A 16,869-nucleotide genomic window follows, 5' to 3' on the forward strand; every position below is an offset into this window, starting at 1 on the left:
CGCGCTACTCGGTGCTGCCCAGGCCTTGCCAGTGCTTGAGGCCGATAAAGATAAAGCGCAGTTGCTGGGTGATCTTGGCCTGGGGCGTGAGATGCGGCGGCAGGGCGGCGGCGGGCGGGTCGATGATGTCGGGCAGGGTGGCGAACACGCTCTTGACGATCAGGTCGGCCATCACATGCAAACCGTCGGCATCCAGGTGCTGGAGCTTGGGCATCAGCGTCAGGTCGGCTGCCAGGTCCGAGGTGATGTCCTCGCGCAGCGCGCCGATGGCTTGGCGCACGGCCAGGCAACCGCCGTATTGCTCGCGGGCCAGGAACAGGAATTGTGAACGGTTGGCCGCCACCACATCGAGAAAGATCCGCACCGAGGCATCAATGATGCCGCCCATGACGAATTCGTTGTGGCGTACCAGGCGGATGGTGGCGCGGAAGGTCTGGCCGACCTCACTGACGAGCACCAGGCCCAGTTGGTCCATATCGGCAAAGTGACGGTAAAAACCGGTGGGCACGATGCCGGCGCTCTTTGCCACTTCACGCAGGCTCAGGCTACCAAACCCACGGCCACCCTCCATCAGATGGCGGGCTGCGTCCATCAAGGCAAGGCGGGTCTGTTGCTTCTGTTCGGCGCGGGGGAGCATTGGCAGCTGGGCTTTGTAGACAAGGACAGCGACGCACTCTAGCAAAACAACTTTACCGGCGTCGAACTTGAAACAGGGCAAAAGGGGGGCAGGTCCCACAAAGTCAAAGCCCGATCACTGGGGATCGGGCTTTTTTCAGGGCCGGCACGGGCTTAGCTCGTAGCTTTATGCATGTCATCCAGACGGTCGGAGCCGCCCTCGGCAACGAATTCGCGCTGTTGCAGGCGGTCCGAGCCACCTTCAACCAGACCTTTCTGTTCCAGGCGATCACGGCCGCCTTCGGCTACGAATTCACGTTTCTGCAGACGCTCAGAACCGCCTTCAACCAGGCCTTTCTGTTCCAGGCGATCGCGACCGCCTTCGGCGACGGCGTTGCGCTCTTGCAGACGGTCGGAACCGCCTTCAACCAGACCTTTCTGTTCCAGGCGATCGCGGCCACCTTCGGCAACGGTCTGGCTGATGTGCGCGGCGTCAGCCTTGGCTTGTGGGATGGCTTGTTCTGCGGCTGGCAGGGCAAAAGCGCTGGTGGCCAGGACGGAGAGTGCAACACTGAGCAGTAATTGGCGTTTCATGAGAGTGGCTCCTTGGGAGGGCGATAAAGTGGGTACGGAGCCAATGCTACTCTCGATATCTCGATATAAAAGTTCATAAACGCAATGGTAATAATCAACAGAATTGATTGTTCTGCGCCGAGGCTCTAAATCGCGGCTCTCAAGCACGCGCTTTTGCACCGAGGTGGGTATTTTCGACACGGGCGTGGGTAACAATGGTGCGTCATTGATGAAAGAAGCTGTCGGATTAGTCAGAAAAAACGCTTTTCACTGCTAATTGCCCTCTGCGGTTAAACCCCCAGGCCATTTGCCAGTCGTAGCCATATAAGCTTTAGCCCTTGCGCGCGTGGCCCGTGGCACGCGCAGTCGTAATCAGGAGCCCTGTGCAATGACGCGCACTCGTAAAATTCTCGCCTGGAGCAGTGCTTGCTTCGTCCTGCTGATCGCCGCAGTGGTACTGATCCTGGTGTTCTTCGATTGGAACCGGATCAAGCCGCAACTCAATGCCAAAGTCTCCGAAGAGCTGCATCGCGCCTTTGCCATCAATGGCAACCTGGCGGTGGTCTGGCAGCGCGAGCCGGACGAGGGCGGTTGGCGCGCCTGGGTGCCGTGGCCCCATGTGGTGGCCGAAGACCTGAGCCTGGGCAACCCCGAGTGGTCGAAAAAACCGCAAATGGTCACCCTCAAGCGCGTTGAACTGCGCATCTCGCCCTTGGCCTTGCTGGCCCAGCGCGTGGTGATCCCGCGCATCGACCTGACCGAACCGAGCGCCGAGCTGCAGCGCCTGGCCGATGGCCGCGCCAACTGGACCTTCACCTTTGATCCCAAGGATCCGAATGCCGAACCGTCCAACTGGGTGGTGGATATCGGTGCCATCGGTTTCGACAAGGGCCACGTGACCCTCGACGACCAGACCCTCAAGACCCGTCTCGATGTGCTGATCGACCTCCTGGGCAAACCCATCGCATTCAGCGAAATCGTCGGCGAGCGCGATGCCAAAAAGGCCCTGGAGCAGGGCGCGACACCCCAGGACTATGCCTTCGGCCTCAAGGTCAGCGGCCAGTACCACGGCCAGAAACTCGCGGGCAGCGGCAAGATCGGCGGGCTGCTGGCCCTGCAGGACGCTGCCAAGCCATTCCCCCTGCAAGCCCAGGCGAAAATCGGTGATACCAGTATTGCCTTGGCCGGCACCCTGACCGACCCACTGAACCTCGGCGCCCTGGACCTGCGCCTGAAACTGTCCGGTACCAGCCTGGGCAACCTTTACCCACTGACTGGCGTGACCCTGCCGGACTCGCCGGCCTATTCCACCGATGGGCGCCTGATCGCCAAGTTGCAGGAGGCCGGCGGTGCGTCGTTCCGCTATGAGAACTTCAACGGCAAGATCGGCAACAGCGACATCCACGGCGACCTGGCCTATGTCGCCAGTCAGCCACGGCCCAAGCTCAGCGGCGCGTTGGTGTCCAATCAACTGCTGCTGGCCGACCTCGCGCCGCTGATCGGTGCCGACTCCAATGCCAAGCAAAAAGCTCGTGGCGGTGAAAGCAAGCAACCGGCGACCAAGGTGTTGCCGGTGGAGGAGTTCCGCACCGAGCGCTGGCGCGATATGGACGCGGATGTCGAGTTCACCGGCAAACGCATCGTCCACAGTGCCGAATTGCCCTTTACCGACCTCTACACGCACCTGGTGCTCAACGACGGCCAACTGAGCCTCGAACCCCTGCGTTTCGGTGTGGCGGGCGGCAAGCTCGATGCGCAGATTCGCCTCAATGGCCGCATCACCCCGCTGGAAGGCCGGGCGAAACTGACGGCGCGCAACTTCAAGCTCAAGCAACTGTTCCCCACCTTTGAACCGATGAAGACCAGCTTCGGCGAGCTCAATGGCGATGCCGATATCGCCGGGCGCGGCAACTCGGTGGCAGCGTTGCTGGGCAGTGCCAATGGCGATCTGAAAATGCTCATCAACGACGGAGCCATCAGCCGTGGCTTGATGGAAATCGCCGGGCTGAACGTGGGCAACTATGTGATTGGCAAACTGTTTGGCGACAAGGAAGTGAAGATCAACTGCGCGGCGGCAGATTTCGGCATCAAGACCGGCCTGGCTACCACCCGCCTGTTTGTATTCGATACCGAGAACGCGATCATCTACATCGACGGCACCGCGAACATGGCCAGCGAACAGCTGGACCTGACGATCAGCCCAGAGTCCAAGGGCTTTCGCCTGTTCTCGCTGCGCTCGCCGTTGTACGTCAACGGGCCGTTTATCAAGCCCAATGCCGGGGTCAAGACGGTGCCACTGTTGTTGCGTGGCGCAGGCATGGTGGCGCTGGGTGTGATCGTCGCCCCTGCGGCGGGCTTGCTGGCGCTGGTGGCGCCGAGTGGGGATGAGCCGAACCAGTGCGTGCCGCTGTTGCAGCAGATGCGGGAAGGCAAGGCACCGAAAACGGTGAAAGGCTAACCGAAGAAACCGATAGCTCAATGTGGGAGCGGGCTTGCCCGCGATAGCGGTGGCTCAGTCGCTAAAAATGCTGACTGATACACCGCTCTCGCGAGCAAGCCCGCTCCCACCGTTGTTAGCTGTGCTGGCAGCCTTACAGGTCTTTGAGAATGTCCGCCATATCGTCAGCGTGCTCTTCTTCCTGGGCCAGGATGTCTTCAAAGATGCGGCGGGTGGTCGGGTCTTTCTCGCCGATGTACTGGATGATCTCGCGATAGCTGTCCACCGCGATGCGCTCGGCCACCAGGTCTTCGTAGACCATTTCCTTCAAGGTCGTGCCGGCTACGTACTGCGCGTGGGAGTTCTTGGACAGCAGGTCCGGGTTGAACTCGGGTTCGCCGCCCAGTTGCACGATGCGCTCGGCCAGTTTGTCGGCATGTTCCAGTTCCTGGTTGGCGTGCTCCAGGAACTCATCGGCGGCGACGCTGGCTTTCAGGCCGCTGGCCATGAAGTAGTGGCGCTTGTAGCGCAACACGCAGACCAGTTCGGTGGCCAGCGACTCATTGAGCAGACGCAGGATCTCTTCGCGGTCGGCGCTGTAGCCTTCGGTCACCGCGCCGTTTTCCACATTCTTGCGTGCCCGTTCGCGAAGGGTGCTTACGTCAGACAAATGCATGTCAGTCATTTCAATCTCCTGAGGCTAATCCGGTTTTGCGCCACACTCTCGGGGTGTGATCGCTCCAAGTTGTGAGTGCTGTGCGGCGCAAAAAGTTTTATCGGATGTTGCCGGGTGTCATATCGGTGGCGGCAGGGCTGGTCTAGGATCAGCCTAATCGCCTCTTTCAAGGACGTTTGCCCCTATGACGCAGACATTGGCTACACGTTATCCCCTGGTTTTGGTGCCAGGCATGCTCGGGTTTGTACGGCTGCTGCTGTACCCGTACTGGTACGGCATCGTTCCGGCCTTGCGTGCCGGCGGGGCGCAGGTGTTTGCGGTGCAAGTGGCGCCGCTCAATTCCAGCGAGGTGCGCGGCGAGCAGTTGCTGGCGCAGATCGAGCAGATACGCCGCCAGACCGGCGCCGACAAGGTCAACCTGATCGGCCATAGCCAGGGCTCGCTCACCGCCCGTTACGCAGCGGCCAAACGCCCGGAATGGGTGGCTTCGGTGACGTCGGTGGCGGGGCCTAATCACGGCTCGGAGTTGGCAGACTACCTGCACACCCACTACCCGGCCGACAGCGCCAAGGGCCGGATCATGAGTGCGCTGTTGCGCCTGGTGGGCGTGCTGATGGGGCTTCTGGAAACCGGCTATCGCGGCCCGCGTTTTGCGGCGGATATCCACGCCTCCCATCAGTCGCTGACCAGCGCGGGTGTGGCGCTGTTCAATCGCCAGTACCCTCAGGGCCTGCCAGACACCTGGGGCGGGCAGGGCGCCGAGGAAGTGGGCGGTGTGCGCTATTACTCCTGGTCCGGCACCCTGCAGCCGGGCAAGACCGATCGCGGGCGCAACCTGCTGGACGGCACCAACCGCAGTTGCCGGCTGTTTGCGCGGACCTTCGTCAAGGAGAAAGGCCAGTGCGACGGCATGGTCGGGCGCTACAGCTCACACTTGGGCACGGTGATCGGTGACGACTATGCGCTGGACCATTTCGATATCGTCAACCAGTCGCTGGGCCTGGTGGGCAAAGGTGCCGAGCCGATCCGCCTGTTTGTCGAGCATGCACAGCGGTTGAAGGCGGCCGGGCTTTAACGTCTTACGGGCGTCGTCCAGCGCTCCGACAAAATCACCCCGCCCAGCGTCAGTACGCCGCCGACCAGGTGATACAGCGCCAGCTGTTCCTTGAGCACCACTGCGGCAATCAGCGCGGTGATCAACGGCAGCAGGTTAAAAAACAGCGTGGTCCGGCTCGGCCCCAACTGCTTGACCGAATGCATCCACGCCAGCGGCGCGATCATCGAGGCCAGCAGGCAGGCGTACACCACCAGGCCAATATTCGACGGGCCGAGGCCGACCTTGTCCGAGGCCAGGAACAGTGGAAACAGCACCACCACAGCCACCAGCACCTGCAAATACAGGAGCACCAGGGGCGGCAGGCGCAGCTGCCATTTTTTCAACAGGGTGCTGTAGATCGCATAGGCCAGGGTGGCCACCAACATCATCGCGTCACCCAGGTTCACCCCGTGTTGCAGCAGCGCGCCGAGGCTGCCGGCTGACACCACCACCGCCACCCCGGCAAACGACAGTACCGCCCCGGTCAGGGCGCCGAAGGTCAGGCGCTGGCCGAGGCTGATAATCGCCGCAGTCAGGGCCATCAATGGCATCAGCGAGAGGATGATCCCCATATTGGTGGCGCTGGTCAGGCTCGCGGCGTAGTACGCCAGGCTCTGGTAAACCGCCATGCCGAGCACGCCGAGCACAGCGATCTTGCCCAGGTTGGGGCGGATCAATGCCCAGTTGGCAATGACCGGCTTGAGCATGAACGGGGTGAACAGGATGGCCGCCAGCAGCCAGCGATAAAAACCGATCTCGGCCGGAAAAATCGAGCCCACGGCGAGTTTGTTGACCACGGTATTGCCAGCCCAGATAAAGATGGCCAGCAGCGGATAAGCGTATTGCATTGCAAGGAACCAGGAACGTTAGTGAGGGTTGATTATCCTTTGTCTGGATCGAAGCCTATACTTCGATCCAGACAAGCCGCCTTTGTATCCAGACAATATGTCCAAGACCTACATCAACCTGCCCGATTTCGACGTGCTACCGGCCCCGGTGTACTTCCGCTACTCGGAGTTTGCCGCCGACAGCCGCGCCTCCCGCCATCAGCATGCCTGGGGCTCCCTGGACTACTCGGCCCGTGGCGTGATGCGCTTTGAAGTGGGCGGCAACCGGTTTATGTCGCCGCCGCAATACGCGGTGTGGATCCCGCCCAACACCCAGCACAGTTCCTACAATGCCCAGGCGATTGTCTACCGCTCGGTGTACCTGGCGCCGTCGTTGTGCGAGCTGTTGCCCAAGCAGCCCTGCACCCTGACCATCAGCAACATCCTCAAGGCGATCCTCAGTGATTTTGCCGAGCGCGACGTGAATATCCCGGCCAACGAGGCCGACGTGCGCCTGGCCCAGGTGCTAGTGGACCAACTCCAGCAGGCGCCGGTGCATGACTGTTTCCTGCCGTATGCCAGCAGCCCCGGCCTGCTCAGCGTGCTTGAAGGCATGCAGGCCGATCCTGGGGACAATCGCGCGCTGGCGCTGTGGGCGCAGCAGGTGCATGTCAGCGAGCGCACCCTGGCCCGGCAGTTTGTGCGCGAACTGGGCATGAGCTTTGGCGAGTGGCGTCAGCGCCTGCGCTTTCTGGCGGCCATCGAGGCCCTGGAAAGCACGCGCAGCGTGCAGGAGGTGGCGTTTGACCTGGGCTACAGCACCGCCTCGGCGTTTATTGCGATGTTCCAGCGCCAGGCCGGTTGTACGCCGGAGCAGTATCGACGAACGAACTTACGTAGCAGGTGAAGGTGTAACAGGCTTTGTCTACACTGCAGGGGAGGCCGCGCCCCTCGGCGTGGTAACAGGGAGAAAACTCCATGAAGATGTTGCGTATTCCGTTGTTGATGATCGGTCTGCTGCTCTGTTCCCAAGGGTTTGCGGCCACTGCCCAGCAAAACAAAATGACCACCTGCAATGCCGAAGCCTCGACCAAGACCTTGAAGGGCGACGAGCGCAAGGCCTTCATGAAAACCTGCCTCTCGGCCCCGGCCGCCAACGACGCCAAGACCCTGACCCCGCAGCAGCAAAAAATGAAGGACTGCAACGCGTCGGCAAAAACCAAGGCGCTGACCGGCGATGCGCGTAAAACCTTTATGAGCACCTGCCTCAAAGGCTGACCCGCTTAAATACCCCTGTGGGAGCGGGCTTGCCCGCGATTGCGGTGTGTCAGCCGGCGAGATATCGACTGAGCCAGCGCCATCGCGGGCAAGCCCGCTCCCACAGTCGATGGCGTTTACAGCCATCAGACTTCTCGCTTGATTGTCCCAAGGCTGGCAGACTGCCCATCCTTTAACGCCGTTCGTTTAGAGGCTGTATGCCAACGTTTTCTCAGCGTCATGTGTTGTTGCTGGCCAGCTACATCATCATTTTCGGCGGCTTGTTGCTGGTCCTACCGTTAAAGCTGCTGCCCAGCCTGTTGGCCGGCCTGTTGGTTTTCGAACTGGTCAACATGCTCACCCCACAGCTGCAACGCCTGATCGAAGGCCGGCGTGCGCGCTGGCTGGCGGTGGCGTTGCTTGGCACTGTGATTGTCAGCGCGCTGACCCTGATCTTCGCTGGCGCCATCAGTTTCCTGCTGCACGAAGCGGAAAACCCCGGGGCCTCCCTCGATAAATTCATGGGCGTGGTCGACCGCGCGCGCGGCCAGTTGCCGCCGTTCCTCGACGCCTACCTGCCAGCCAGCGCCGCCGAGTTTCGCGTGGCCATCGGCGAATGGCTGAGCAAGCACCTGAGCGAACTGCAACTGGTGGGCAAAGACGCCGCCCATATGTTCGTGACCTTGCTGATCGGTATGGTCCTGGGGGCGATCATCGCCCTCCAGCGGGTGCCCGACCTGACCAAGCGCAAACCCCTGGCCGCCGCGCTGTTCGATCGCCTGCACCTGCTGGTCCAGGCCTTTCGCAACATTGTCTTCGCGCAAATCAAAATTGCCGCCCTCAACACCATCTTCACCGGGATATTCCTCGCGGTGGTGCTGCCACTGGCAGGGATCCACCTGCCGCTGACCAAGACCCTGATCGTCCTCACCTTCCTGCTGGGCCTGCTGCCGGTGATCGGCAACCTGATGTCCAACACCCTGATCACCATCGTCGCGTTGTCGGTGTCGATCTGGGTGGCGGTGGCGGCGCTGGGCTACCTGATCGTGATCCACAAGGTCGAGTACTTCCTCAATGCGCGCATCGTCGGCGGGCAGATCAGCGCCAAGTCGTGGGAGTTGCTGTTGGCGATGCTGGTGTTCGAGGCAGCCTTTGGCCTGCCGGGAGTGGTGGCGGGGCCGATCTACTATGCGTATTTGAAGAGTGAATTGAAGCTGGGCGGGATGGTGTAGAGAGCCGCGGTAGGAGGCTGCCTTTGGCTCACACCTGTTATTTCTGACAGTAGACCCACCACGGGTTTGCTGGTCTGCTCCTGAGTGCGGAATATCATTTTTCGTTTCGACAGGAGCTAAATCATGTCTTTGCCTACGGTAGATGCCAGCAGCTTTGAAAGTCGTGTGCTCAAGGCCACGACCCCAGTGATTGTGCTGTTCAGTAATGCCAGCAAGCCCTCTTCAAACAGAATGGTCGTGACACTGGAGGCTGCAGCCCGGGATCAGGGCACGGCTATTGAGTTCCTCGACAAGACGCTGGAGGTCAATGGTCCGATCGAGAAGACGCCTGCTTATGACGTGCAGTCCGCGCCAACCACGCTGTTTTTCCGGGACGGAAAATTAGTCCGTACGGTTGTCGGTTTTTATGACTATGCCGATACCTTCAAGGCATGGGTCGATCAGTTGGCCACAGGTAAGTTGTGATGAATCGCCCCGTGCCATCACGAGGCGATTTCTTCACTCAGTAGCCGTAACGCTTACTGGCCTCAATCGCCAGCCCGCTGCCGATACTGCCGAAGATGTTGCCTTCCACGTGCCGGGCATTGGGTAGCATCGCCGAGATGCTCTGGCGCAGGGCCGGGATGCCGCTGGAGCCGCCGGTGAAGAACACCGTGTCGACTTGGGCCACATCCACCGAGGCGTCGTCGAGCAGTTGGGTCACGCTGTTGCGCACCCGCTCCAGCAGGTTGTCGATGGAGGACTCGAACAGGGCTCGGCTCAGTTCCACGCTCAGGCCCGGTTCTACCCGGTCCAGCGGCACATGGCGGCTGTCGTCGTGGGTGAGGTGGATCTTGGTCTCTTCGACTTCCATGGCCAGCCAGTGGCCGGCGCGCTGTTCGATCAGCTTGAACAGGCGGTCGATGCCGCCGGTGTCTTCGATGTCGTAGCGCATGCTGCCCAGGGCCAGCTGGGATTTTTGCGAGTACACCGAGTTGATGGTGTGCCAGGTGGCCAGGTTCATATGGTGGCTGGTGGGCATGTAGGCGCCGCTTTTCATGCGGCTGCCATAGCCGAACAGCGGCATCATGCCGGCCAGCGAGAGCTGTTTGTCGAAGTCGGTACCGCCGATATGCACGCCGCCGGTGGCGAGGATGTCGTCGTGGCGGTTGTCATGCTTGCGTCGCTCGGGCGACAGGCGCACCAGGGAGAAGTCGGAGGTACCGCCGCCGATGTCGACAATCAGTACCAACTCTTCTTTTTCAATGGTGGACTCGTAGTCGAAGGCCGCGGCAATCGGCTCGTACTGGAACGAGACCTCCTTGAAACCGAGCTTGCGGGCCACGTCCACCAGGGTGTCTTCGGCCTCTTTGTCGGCCATTGGGTCGTCGTCGACGAAAAATACCGGGCGGCCCAGCACCACTTCTTCAAACTCACGGCCGGCGGTGGCTTCGGCGCGATTCTTGAGTTGGCCGATAAACAGGCCCAACAGGTCCTTGAACGGCATGGCCGTGCCCAGCACGCTGGTGTCGTGCTTGATCAGCTTGGAGCCCAGCAGGCTTTTGAGCGAGCGCATCAGGCGGCCTTCGTAGCCTTCCAGGTACTCGTGCAGCGCCAGACGGCCGTATACCGGGCGGCGTTCTTCGAAGTTGAAGAACACCACTGACGGCAGGGTGATCTTGTCGTCCTCCAGCGCAATAAGCGTTTCCATGCCGGGACGGATCCAGCCGACAGTGGAGTTGGACGTGCCGAAGTCGATGCCGCAGGCACGGGCTGGGGAGGTGTTGTTCATGTCTAACAGGTTCCGGTTAAAAAACGGCCGCGCAGTGTATGTCACTCGCGTGCAGATGCGTAGGCCGACTATCCGCTAAATACAGCAGACTTGTTACCTTGAAAGGTCGGCTCCTTGCCCCCAACTCCTGTGCATACGGTTGGTGGCTGTCGAAAGGATCAAGTTTGTCCTGCAAGCCGCCGATATTTTTCTGACGCACCTCGAATCGCCCCGCAATGCCCCGGCAGGCAGGGCCCGACTGTGCGATCTCGATAACGGATGGTGATGCCCCCATGGATTTCAAAGACTATTACAAGATTCTTGGTGTCGAGCCGACGGCCGATGACAAGCAGATCAAGGCCGCTTATCGCAAGCTGGCCCGTAAGTATCATCCCGACGTCAGCAAGGAAAAGGACGCGGAAGAGAAGTTCAAGGACGCCTCGGAAGCCTATGAAGCGCTGAAAAGTGCCGACAAGCGCGCCGAATATGACGAATTGCGCCGCTATGGCCAGCACGGTCAACCTTTCCAGGGGCCGCCAGGCTGGCAGAGCCGTGGCGGGTTCGGCGGTGGCCAGGACACGGGCGAGTTTTCGGACTTCTTCAGCTCGATCTTTGGTTCGCGTGGCAACGGCTTCGGCGGCGCTCAAGGGCGCAGCCCCGGCCGTCGCGGCCAGGATGTGGAGATGGAACTGCCGGTGTTCCTGGAAGAGACGCTGTCTACCGAGTCCAAGGCGATCAGCTTCCAGGTGCCGCAATACAATGCGGCGGGCCAGCACGTCAGCAACACCACCAAGAGCCTGAACGTGAAGATCCCGGCCGGCGTGGCCGATGGCGAGCGCATCCGCCTCAAGGGCCAGGGCGCCCCGGGGATTGGTGGCGGCGCGAATGGCGACCTGTACCTGATCATCCGCTTTGCGCCGCATCCGAAGTTTGAGGTGGAAAGCGAAAACCTGGTGATTAATTTGCCGCTGGCACCGTGGGAATTGGCCCTGGGTGCAGAAGTCGCGGTGCCGACCCTGACCGGCAAGATCAACCTCAAAGTCCCGGCCGGCAGCCAGAATGGCCAGCGCATGCGGGCCAAGGGCCATGGCTTGCTGAACAAGGCCGGGCAGCGCGGGTATCTGTTTGTGCAGCTCAAGGCGGTGATGCCAAAAAGCAGCGACGAAGAGGTCAAGGCGTTGTGGCAGGAGTTGGCGAAAAAGGCCAACTTTGATCCACGGGAAACCTGGAGCCGCTGACAGCTCCCACAGGGATTGGCGGCGCCTCTCAATCTGTGTCAGGAACACCAGTCCAATGTGGGAGCTGTCGAGCCCGGGCGAGGCTGCGATGGCGGCGGCATTGCCAGCGTGGATGTTGGCTGACCCACCGCTATCGCAGCCTCGCTAAAGCTCGACAGCTCCCACAGGGATCGGCGGCGCCTCTCAATCTGTGTCAGGAACACCAGTCCAATGTGGGAGCTGTCGAGCCCCGGCGAGGCTGCGATGGCGGCGGCATTGCCAGTATTGATGTTGGCTGACCCACCGCTATCGCAGCCTCGCTAAAGCTCGACAGCTCCCACAGGGATCGGCGGCGCCTCTCAATCTGTGTCAGGAACACCAGTCCAATGTGGGAGCTGTCGAGCCCCGGCGAGGCTGCGATGGCGGGGGCATTGCCAGTATTGATGTTGGCTGACCCACCGCTATCGCAGCCTCGCTAAAGCTCGACAGCTCCCACAGGGATCGGCGGCGCCTCTCAGTCTGTGTCAGGAACGCAAGTTTACTGTGGGAGCTGTCGAGCCCCGGCGAGGCTGCGATGGCGGCGGCATTGCCAGCGTGGATGTTGGCTGACCCACCGCTATCGCAGCCTCGCTAAAGCTCGACAGCTCCCACAGGGATCGGCGGCGCCTCTCAATCTGTGTCAGGAACACCAGTCCAATGTGGGAGCTGTCGAGCCCCGGCGAGGCTGCGATGGCGGCGGCATTGCCAGCGTGGATGTTGGCTGACCCACCGCTATCGCAGCCTCGCTAAAGCTCGACAGCTCCCACAGGGATTGGCGGCGCCTCTCAATCTGTGTCAGGAACGCAAGTTTACTGTGGTAGCTGTCGAGCCCCGGCGAGGCTGCGATGGCGGCGGCATTGCCAGTATTGATGTTGGCTGACCCGCCGCTATCGCAGCCTCGCTAAAGCTCGACAGCTCCCACAGGGATCGGCGGCGCCTCTCAATCTGTGTCAGGAACGCAAGTTTACTGTGGTAGCTGTCGAGCCCCGGCGAGGCTGCGATGGCGGCGGCATTGCCAGTATTGATGTTGGCTGAGCCACCGCTATCGCAGCCTCGCTAAAGCTCGACAGCTCCCACAGGGATAGGCGGCGTCTCTCAATCTGTCTCAGGAACGCAAGTTTACTGTGGGAGCTGTCGAGCCCGGGCGAGGCTGCGATGGCGGCGGCATTGCCAGCGTTGATGTTGGCTGACCCACCGCTATCGCAGCCTCGCTAAAGCTCGACACACAAAGGATTTGCGTGGCCTATCGGCGTGGCAGGACCACGGTAAACGTGGTGCCCGCCGCCTCGCTGGACGCCACTTCAATCGTGCCTCGGTGGGCCTGCACCACTTCCTTGACGATAAACAACCCCAGCCCAAGGCTGGTCGAGTTGCTGCCCAGTTCTTCAGTGGCGCTGCGCACCAGCGGGTCGAATACGGTACCCAGCGCCGCCTGGGGAATCGGCGGGCCAAAGTTGTGCATGCGCAGTTCCACGCTGTCGGCGGTGCCGTCGAGGCTCAGGGTCGGCACCTGGCCGTTGAGCCCGTGTTGTAACGCATTGCCGATCAGATTCTGCAGCAGTTGATCAATGCGCCCGCGATCCCACTGCCCTTGGGTGTCCCCGTCGGTATGCAAGTGAACCTGGCAATCCGGGCGGCCTGCGCACGCTTCGGCGATGGCCTCCCTGGCTGCATCGGCCAGGTTCATCGGTTTGGGCTCGATCGGCAGGCTGCTGCCCAGCCGGCTGCGCACAAACTCCAAGAGATCGCTGACCATCGCTCCCATATGCCGGGCGCCATTCTGGATATTGCCCACCAGGCTCAGGCCTTTGCTGTCCAGCGGGGCTTTGCGCAACAACATCTCGGTGGACATCTTCACCGCCTGCAAGGGGGCGCGCAGGTCGTGGCCGAGGATGGCGAGGAAGATATCCCGCGAGCGATTGACCTGCTCGGCGTAGGCCGCCGTGGATTCGGCCAGGGCTTCGTCGATGGCTTCGTTGAAGCGGATCATGTCCTGGAAATAGGTCAGCTCTGGCGATTCCAGGTGATTGACCCACAGGCGGATCACGCAAGCGCGCAGGTGGCGGAACTCGGAGGTCATCTGTACCAGGTCAAAGCCAACGGTATGGCGCAGCTCGCCATGGCTGGCGGCGGCTTCGTCCAGGCTCGGGGTTTTTTCCAGGCCTTCGCCCTTGGCCTTGGCCGCCTGTTCGCTGGCGCTCTGGCGGGTGTTCATGTCCCGCGCAGCGGCCAGCAGGATGGAGTGCGCGTGGTCGCGCAGTTGCGTGCGGTTCAGGGTTTCGGCGGCCGGGGTCAAGGTTTCGGCAAACTGTTCCCATTCATCGACGATCCGGTCGGCATGTAACACGATGAATTCGGATAGGCGCATAGCCAGGTTCCCAAGTGCAAGACAGTGAAGAAGCGTGGCGCATCGTAGCGCCTTACACCTCTTCGCTTCACTGGCACGGCGGGTATCTGCCGATGAACGGTCAGAACAGGAAGTAACGCTGGGCCATCGGCAGCACGTCCGCCGGCTCGCACCACAACAGTTCGCCATCGGCCTTGACCTGGTAGGTCTGCGGGTCTACGTCGATGTCTGGCAGGTAGTCGTTGTGGATCAGGTCGGTCTTCTGCACCTGGCGGCACCCCTTGACCACGGCGATCTGCTTCTTCAGGCCCAACGCCTGCGGCAGGCCCTCGGCCAGCGCCGCCTGGCTGATAAACGTCAGGCTGGTGGCGTGCAGCGAGCTGCCGAAGCTGGCGAACATCGGGCGGTAGTGCACCGGCTGCGGGGTGGGGATCGAGCCGTTGATATCGCCCATCAGGCTGGACGCAATTGCCCCGCCCTTGAGGATCAACGTGGGCTTGATGCCGAAGAACGCCGGGCGCCACAACACCAGGTCGGCCCATTTTCCGACTTCGATGGAGCCCACTTCATGGCTGATACCGTGGGTGATCGCCGGGTTGATGGTGTACTTGGCGATATAGCGCTTGGCGCGGAAGTTGTCATTGCCCTCGCCGTCGCCGGGCAGCGGCCCGCGCTGTTTCTTCATCTTGTCGGCGGTTTGCCAGGTGCGCATGATCACTTCGCCTACGCGGCCCATGGCCTGGCTGTCGGAGCTGATCATCGAAAAGGCGCCGAGGTCATGCAGGATATCTTCGGCGGCGATGGTCTCGCGGCGAATGCGGCTTTCGGCGAAGGCCACGTCCTCGGCAATGCTTGGGTCGAGGTGATGGCAGACCATCAGCATGTCCAAGTGTTCGTCGATGGTATTGCGGGTGAACGGCCGGGTCGGGTTGGTGGAGCTGGGCAGCACGTTGGGGAAGCCGCAGGCCTTGATGATATCCGGCGCATGCCCGCCGCCGGCACCCTCGGTGTGATAGGTGTGGATGGTGCGGCCCTTGAGGGCGGCGAGGGTGGTTTCGACAAAGCCCGACTCGTTGAGCGTGTCGCTGTGGATTGCCACCTGCACGTCGTACTCGTCGGCCACGCTCAGGCAGTTGTCGATGCTGGCCGGGGTGGTGCCCCAGTCTTCATGCAGCTTCAAGCCAATCGCCCCGGCCTTGACCTGCTCGATCAAAGGCTCGGGCAGGCTGGCGTTGCCCTTGCCGGTAAAGCCCAAGTTCATCGCAAACGCGTCGGCTGATTGCAGCATGCGCGCCAGGTGCCACGGGCCGGAGGTGCAGGTGGTGGCGTTGGTGCCGGTGGCCGGGCCCGTGCCGCCGCCGATCATGGTGGTGACGCCACTGGTCAGCGCCTCTTCGATCTGCTGCGGGCAAATGAAGTGCACATGGGTGTCGATGCCGCCGGCGGTGAGGATCATGCCTTCGCCGGCAATCACTTCGGTGCTGGCGCCGATGGCCAGGGTCACGCCGGGCTGGATATCCGGGTTGCCGGCCTTGCCGATCCCGGCGATGCGGCCATTTTTCAGGCCGACATCGGCCTTGACGATGCCCCAGTGGTCGATGATCAGCGCGTTGGTGATCACTGTGTCGACCACCTCGGCGGCCAGCAGTTGGCTCTGGCCCTGGCCGTCCCGGATGACCTTGCCGCCGCCGAACTTCACTTCTTCGCCGTAGGTGGTGAAGTCCTGTTCGACTTCGATCCACAGCTCGGTATCGGCCAGGCGGACCTTGTCGCCGACGGTGGGGCCGAACATGTCGGCGTAGGCTTGGCGGCTGATTTTCATTGGGGTGTCCTGAAAAATTTGTGTTGATCGTTCCCACGCTCTGCGTGGGGATGCATCCGCTGACGCTCTGCGTCACGACGTTAAGAGCGGGACGCGGAGCGTCCCAGGCGGCGTTCCCACGCGGAGCGTGGGAACGATCAGTCAGTCGAGGTCGCCCATGATCCGTCCGGCAAAGCCAAACACCCGGCGCAACCCTGCCAGCTCCACCAACTCCACCTCGCGACTCTGCCCCGGTTCAAAGCGCACCGCCGTGCCCGCCGGGATGTTCAGGCGCATGCCGCGGCTGAGGGCGCGGTCAAAGGTCAGCGCGTCGTTGGTCTCGAAAAAATGGTAATGGGAGCCGACCTGGATCGGCCGGTCGCCACTGTTGGCCACGCTCAGGCTCAATGTGCGCCGGCCCACATTCAATTCGATGTCGCCAGGCTGGATCTGGAATTGGCCAGGAATCATGCAGGTTGCCCCAGGGTCTTGTAGTAGATGGCGGTCGGGCTGTAGCGCCCGTCCGGGCTTTGGCAGTAATCCGGCAGCTCGCCGATTTTGGTGTAGCGCAGGGCCTGGTAGAAGGCTTCGGCGGGGGAGCCGGCTTCGGTGTCCAGGTACAGCAGGCCGCGCTTGTGCTGGCGCGCGCACAGCTCCAGGGCGCTCATCAATTGCTGGCCGAGGCCGTGGCGCCGGGCGTCATTGCGCACCAATAGTTTCTGCACCTCGGCACGGTTGAGGCCATTGGCTTTCTGGCACAGCGCCAGTTGCACACTGGCCAGGACTTGCTCATTACGCACCACCACCCACAGCAACACGCTGGCGTCCTCGACGCCGGCTTGTACGCCATCGAAGTAGCTGCGCGCCTGGGCCGCGTCGAGGTCGGCCATGAAGCCTACCGATGCGCCGTGCTGCACGGCGTCCAGCAACAACTCAATCAAGCCCTGGCGGTAATGGGCAAAACTTTCGGCATTCACTCGACGCAGTTGGGCAGCGTTCATC

16 protein-coding genes are annotated in these 16,869 nt (G+C 61.8%); 7 read left to right on the top strand and 9 right to left on the bottom strand.

Annotated elements, in window-relative coordinates; all coding sequences use genetic code 11:
- Positions 1-4 precede the first annotated feature (4 nt).
- Both PSH73_RS02560 and PSH73_RS02565 read right to left on the bottom strand, forming a co-directional pair.
- On the bottom strand, positions 5-637 hold the full coding sequence (locus PSH73_RS02560; protein ID WP_057958175.1) for a TetR family transcriptional regulator: 633 nt from the start codon (positions 635-637) through the stop codon (positions 5-7).
- 152 nt (positions 638-789) lie between these two features.
- Positions 790-1,209: a hypothetical protein gene (locus PSH73_RS02565; RefSeq protein ID WP_057437478.1), complete on the bottom strand. Its 420-nt coding sequence runs from the start codon at positions 1,207-1,209 to the stop codon at positions 790-792.
- A 367-nt stretch (positions 1,210-1,576) separates the two neighbouring features.
- On the opposite strand from PSH73_RS02565, the gene PSH73_RS02570 reads away from it, so the two are divergent.
- On the top strand, positions 1,577-3,646 hold the full coding sequence (locus tag PSH73_RS02570) for an AsmA family protein (RefSeq protein ID WP_186625845.1): 2,070 nt from the start codon (positions 1,577-1,579) through the stop codon (positions 3,644-3,646).
- 133 nt (positions 3,647-3,779) lie between these two features.
- Here the strand turns inward: PSH73_RS02570 and PSH73_RS02575 are convergent, their stop codons facing one another.
- Positions 3,780-4,310, bottom strand: coding sequence for a bacterioferritin (locus tag PSH73_RS02575; RefSeq protein WP_057958177.1), 531 nt, complete (start codon positions 4,308-4,310; stop codon positions 3,780-3,782).
- 175 nt (positions 4,311-4,485) lie between these two features.
- Between PSH73_RS02575 and PSH73_RS02580 the strand changes: the two genes are divergently transcribed.
- Positions 4,486-5,376, top strand: a complete 891-nt coding sequence (locus tag PSH73_RS02580; protein ID WP_305461866.1) for a triacylglycerol lipase — start codon at positions 4,486-4,488, stop codon at positions 5,374-5,376.
- On the opposite strand, the gene PSH73_RS02585 is transcribed toward PSH73_RS02580, so the two are convergent.
- Positions 5,373-6,245, bottom strand: a complete 873-nt coding sequence (locus tag PSH73_RS02585) for a DMT family transporter (RefSeq protein WP_057437486.1) — start codon at positions 6,243-6,245, stop codon at positions 5,373-5,375. The two genes, PSH73_RS02580 and PSH73_RS02585, sit on opposite strands and share 4 nt — an antisense overlap.
- Before the next feature lie 97 nt (positions 6,246-6,342).
- Between PSH73_RS02585 and PSH73_RS02590 the strand changes: the two genes are divergently transcribed.
- From PSH73_RS02590 to PSH73_RS02605, 4 genes are all read left to right on the top strand, one after another.
- The gene (locus PSH73_RS02590) at positions 6,343-7,131 is read left to right on the top strand and encodes a helix-turn-helix transcriptional regulator (protein ID WP_057437714.1); all 789 of its coding nucleotides are present in this window, start codon (positions 6,343-6,345) and stop codon (positions 7,129-7,131) included.
- 71 nt (positions 7,132-7,202) lie between these two features.
- The gene (locus PSH73_RS02595; RefSeq protein WP_057437488.1) at positions 7,203-7,502 is read left to right on the top strand and encodes a PsiF family protein; all 300 of its coding nucleotides are present in this window, start codon (positions 7,203-7,205) and stop codon (positions 7,500-7,502) included.
- 197 nt (positions 7,503-7,699) lie between these two features.
- The gene (locus tag PSH73_RS02600; protein ID WP_305461868.1) at positions 7,700-8,713 is read left to right on the top strand and encodes an AI-2E family transporter; all 1,014 of its coding nucleotides are present in this window, start codon (positions 7,700-7,702) and stop codon (positions 8,711-8,713) included.
- A gap of 123 nt (positions 8,714-8,836) precedes the next feature.
- Complete coding sequence (locus PSH73_RS02605) at positions 8,837-9,178, top strand: co-chaperone YbbN (protein ID WP_057437492.1); 342 nt, start codon at positions 8,837-8,839, stop codon at positions 9,176-9,178.
- Positions 9,179-9,215: 37 nt separating this feature from the next.
- On the opposite strand, the gene PSH73_RS02610 is transcribed toward PSH73_RS02605, so the two are convergent.
- Positions 9,216-10,484: an Hsp70 family protein gene (locus tag PSH73_RS02610; RefSeq protein WP_128593130.1), complete on the bottom strand. Its 1,269-nt coding sequence runs from the start codon at positions 10,482-10,484 to the stop codon at positions 9,216-9,218.
- Between the two features lie 272 nt (positions 10,485-10,756).
- Here PSH73_RS02610 and PSH73_RS02615 point away from each other — a divergent pair, with 272 nt between their 5' ends.
- Positions 10,757-11,701: a DnaJ C-terminal domain-containing protein gene (locus PSH73_RS02615; RefSeq protein ID WP_198791920.1), complete on the top strand. Its 945-nt coding sequence runs from the start codon at positions 10,757-10,759 to the stop codon at positions 11,699-11,701.
- Positions 11,702-12,962: 1,261 nt separating this feature from the next.
- On the opposite strand, the gene PSH73_RS02620 is transcribed toward PSH73_RS02615, so the two are convergent.
- From PSH73_RS02620 to PSH73_RS02635, 4 genes are all read right to left on the bottom strand, one after another.
- Positions 12,963-14,087 (bottom strand): sensor histidine kinase KdpD, encoded by a 1,125-nt coding sequence (locus PSH73_RS02620; RefSeq protein ID WP_057958188.1) that lies wholly within the window; start codon positions 14,085-14,087, stop codon positions 12,963-12,965.
- Between the two features lie 100 nt (positions 14,088-14,187).
- Positions 14,188-15,888 (bottom strand): urease subunit alpha, encoded by a 1,701-nt coding sequence (gene ureC, locus PSH73_RS02625; protein WP_115127279.1) that lies wholly within the window; start codon positions 15,886-15,888, stop codon positions 14,188-14,190.
- A 141-nt stretch (positions 15,889-16,029) separates the two neighbouring features.
- Positions 16,030-16,338, bottom strand: a complete 309-nt coding sequence (locus PSH73_RS02630; protein ID WP_057958190.1) for an urease subunit beta — start codon at positions 16,336-16,338, stop codon at positions 16,030-16,032.
- The gene (locus PSH73_RS02635) at positions 16,335-16,868 is read right to left on the bottom strand and encodes a GNAT family N-acetyltransferase (RefSeq protein WP_057437504.1); all 534 of its coding nucleotides are present in this window, start codon (positions 16,866-16,868) and stop codon (positions 16,335-16,337) included. Before PSH73_RS02635 ends, PSH73_RS02630 begins: the two co-directional genes overlap by 4 nt.
- Position 16,869 lies beyond the last annotated feature (1 nt).

It is taken from the genome of Pseudomonas sp. FP2294 (assembly GCF_030687625.1).
GTDB classification, from domain to species: domain Bacteria; phylum Pseudomonadota; class Gammaproteobacteria; order Pseudomonadales; family Pseudomonadaceae; genus Aquipseudomonas; species Aquipseudomonas shahriarae.

Excerpts from the sequence above, each read along its gene's own strand:
- PSH73_RS02560 (WP_057958175.1), bottom strand. The coding sequence starts at position 637 with ATGCTCCCCCGCGCCGAACAGAAGCAACAGACCCGCCTTGCCTTGATG.
- PSH73_RS02565 (WP_057437478.1), bottom strand. The coding sequence starts at position 1,209 with ATGAAACGCCAATTACTGCTCAGTGTTGCACTCTCCGTCCTGGCCACC.
- PSH73_RS02570 (WP_186625845.1), top strand. The coding sequence starts at position 1,577 with ATGACGCGCACTCGTAAAATTCTCGCCTGGAGCAGTGCTTGCTTCGTC.
- PSH73_RS02575 (WP_057958177.1), bottom strand. The coding sequence starts at position 4,310 with ATGACTGACATGCATTTGTCTGACGTAAGCACCCTTCGCGAACGGGCA.
- PSH73_RS02580 (WP_305461866.1), top strand. The coding sequence starts at position 4,486 with ATGACGCAGACATTGGCTACACGTTATCCCCTGGTTTTGGTGCCAGGC.
- PSH73_RS02585 (WP_057437486.1), bottom strand. The coding sequence starts at position 6,245 with ATGCAATACGCTTATCCGCTGCTGGCCATCTTTATCTGGGCTGGCAAT.
- PSH73_RS02590 (WP_057437714.1), top strand. The coding sequence starts at position 6,343 with ATGTCCAAGACCTACATCAACCTGCCCGATTTCGACGTGCTACCGGCC.
- PSH73_RS02595 (WP_057437488.1), top strand. The coding sequence starts at position 7,203 with ATGAAGATGTTGCGTATTCCGTTGTTGATGATCGGTCTGCTGCTCTGT.
- PSH73_RS02600 (WP_305461868.1), top strand. The coding sequence starts at position 7,700 with ATGCCAACGTTTTCTCAGCGTCATGTGTTGTTGCTGGCCAGCTACATC.
- PSH73_RS02605 (WP_057437492.1), top strand. The coding sequence starts at position 8,837 with ATGTCTTTGCCTACGGTAGATGCCAGCAGCTTTGAAAGTCGTGTGCTC.
- PSH73_RS02610 (WP_128593130.1), bottom strand. The coding sequence starts at position 10,484 with ATGAACAACACCTCCCCAGCCCGTGCCTGCGGCATCGACTTCGGCACG.
- PSH73_RS02615 (WP_198791920.1), top strand. The coding sequence starts at position 10,757 with ATGGATTTCAAAGACTATTACAAGATTCTTGGTGTCGAGCCGACGGCC.
- PSH73_RS02620 (WP_057958188.1), bottom strand. The coding sequence starts at position 14,087 with ATGCGCCTATCCGAATTCATCGTGTTACATGCCGACCGGATCGTCGAT.
- ureC (WP_115127279.1), bottom strand. The coding sequence starts at position 15,888 with ATGAAAATCAGCCGCCAAGCCTACGCCGACATGTTCGGCCCCACCGTC.
- PSH73_RS02630 (WP_057958190.1), bottom strand. The coding sequence starts at position 16,338 with ATGATTCCTGGCCAATTCCAGATCCAGCCTGGCGACATCGAATTGAAT.
- PSH73_RS02635 (WP_057437504.1), bottom strand. The coding sequence starts at position 16,868 with ATGAACGCTGCCCAACTGCGTCGAGTGAATGCCGAAAGTTTTGCCCAT.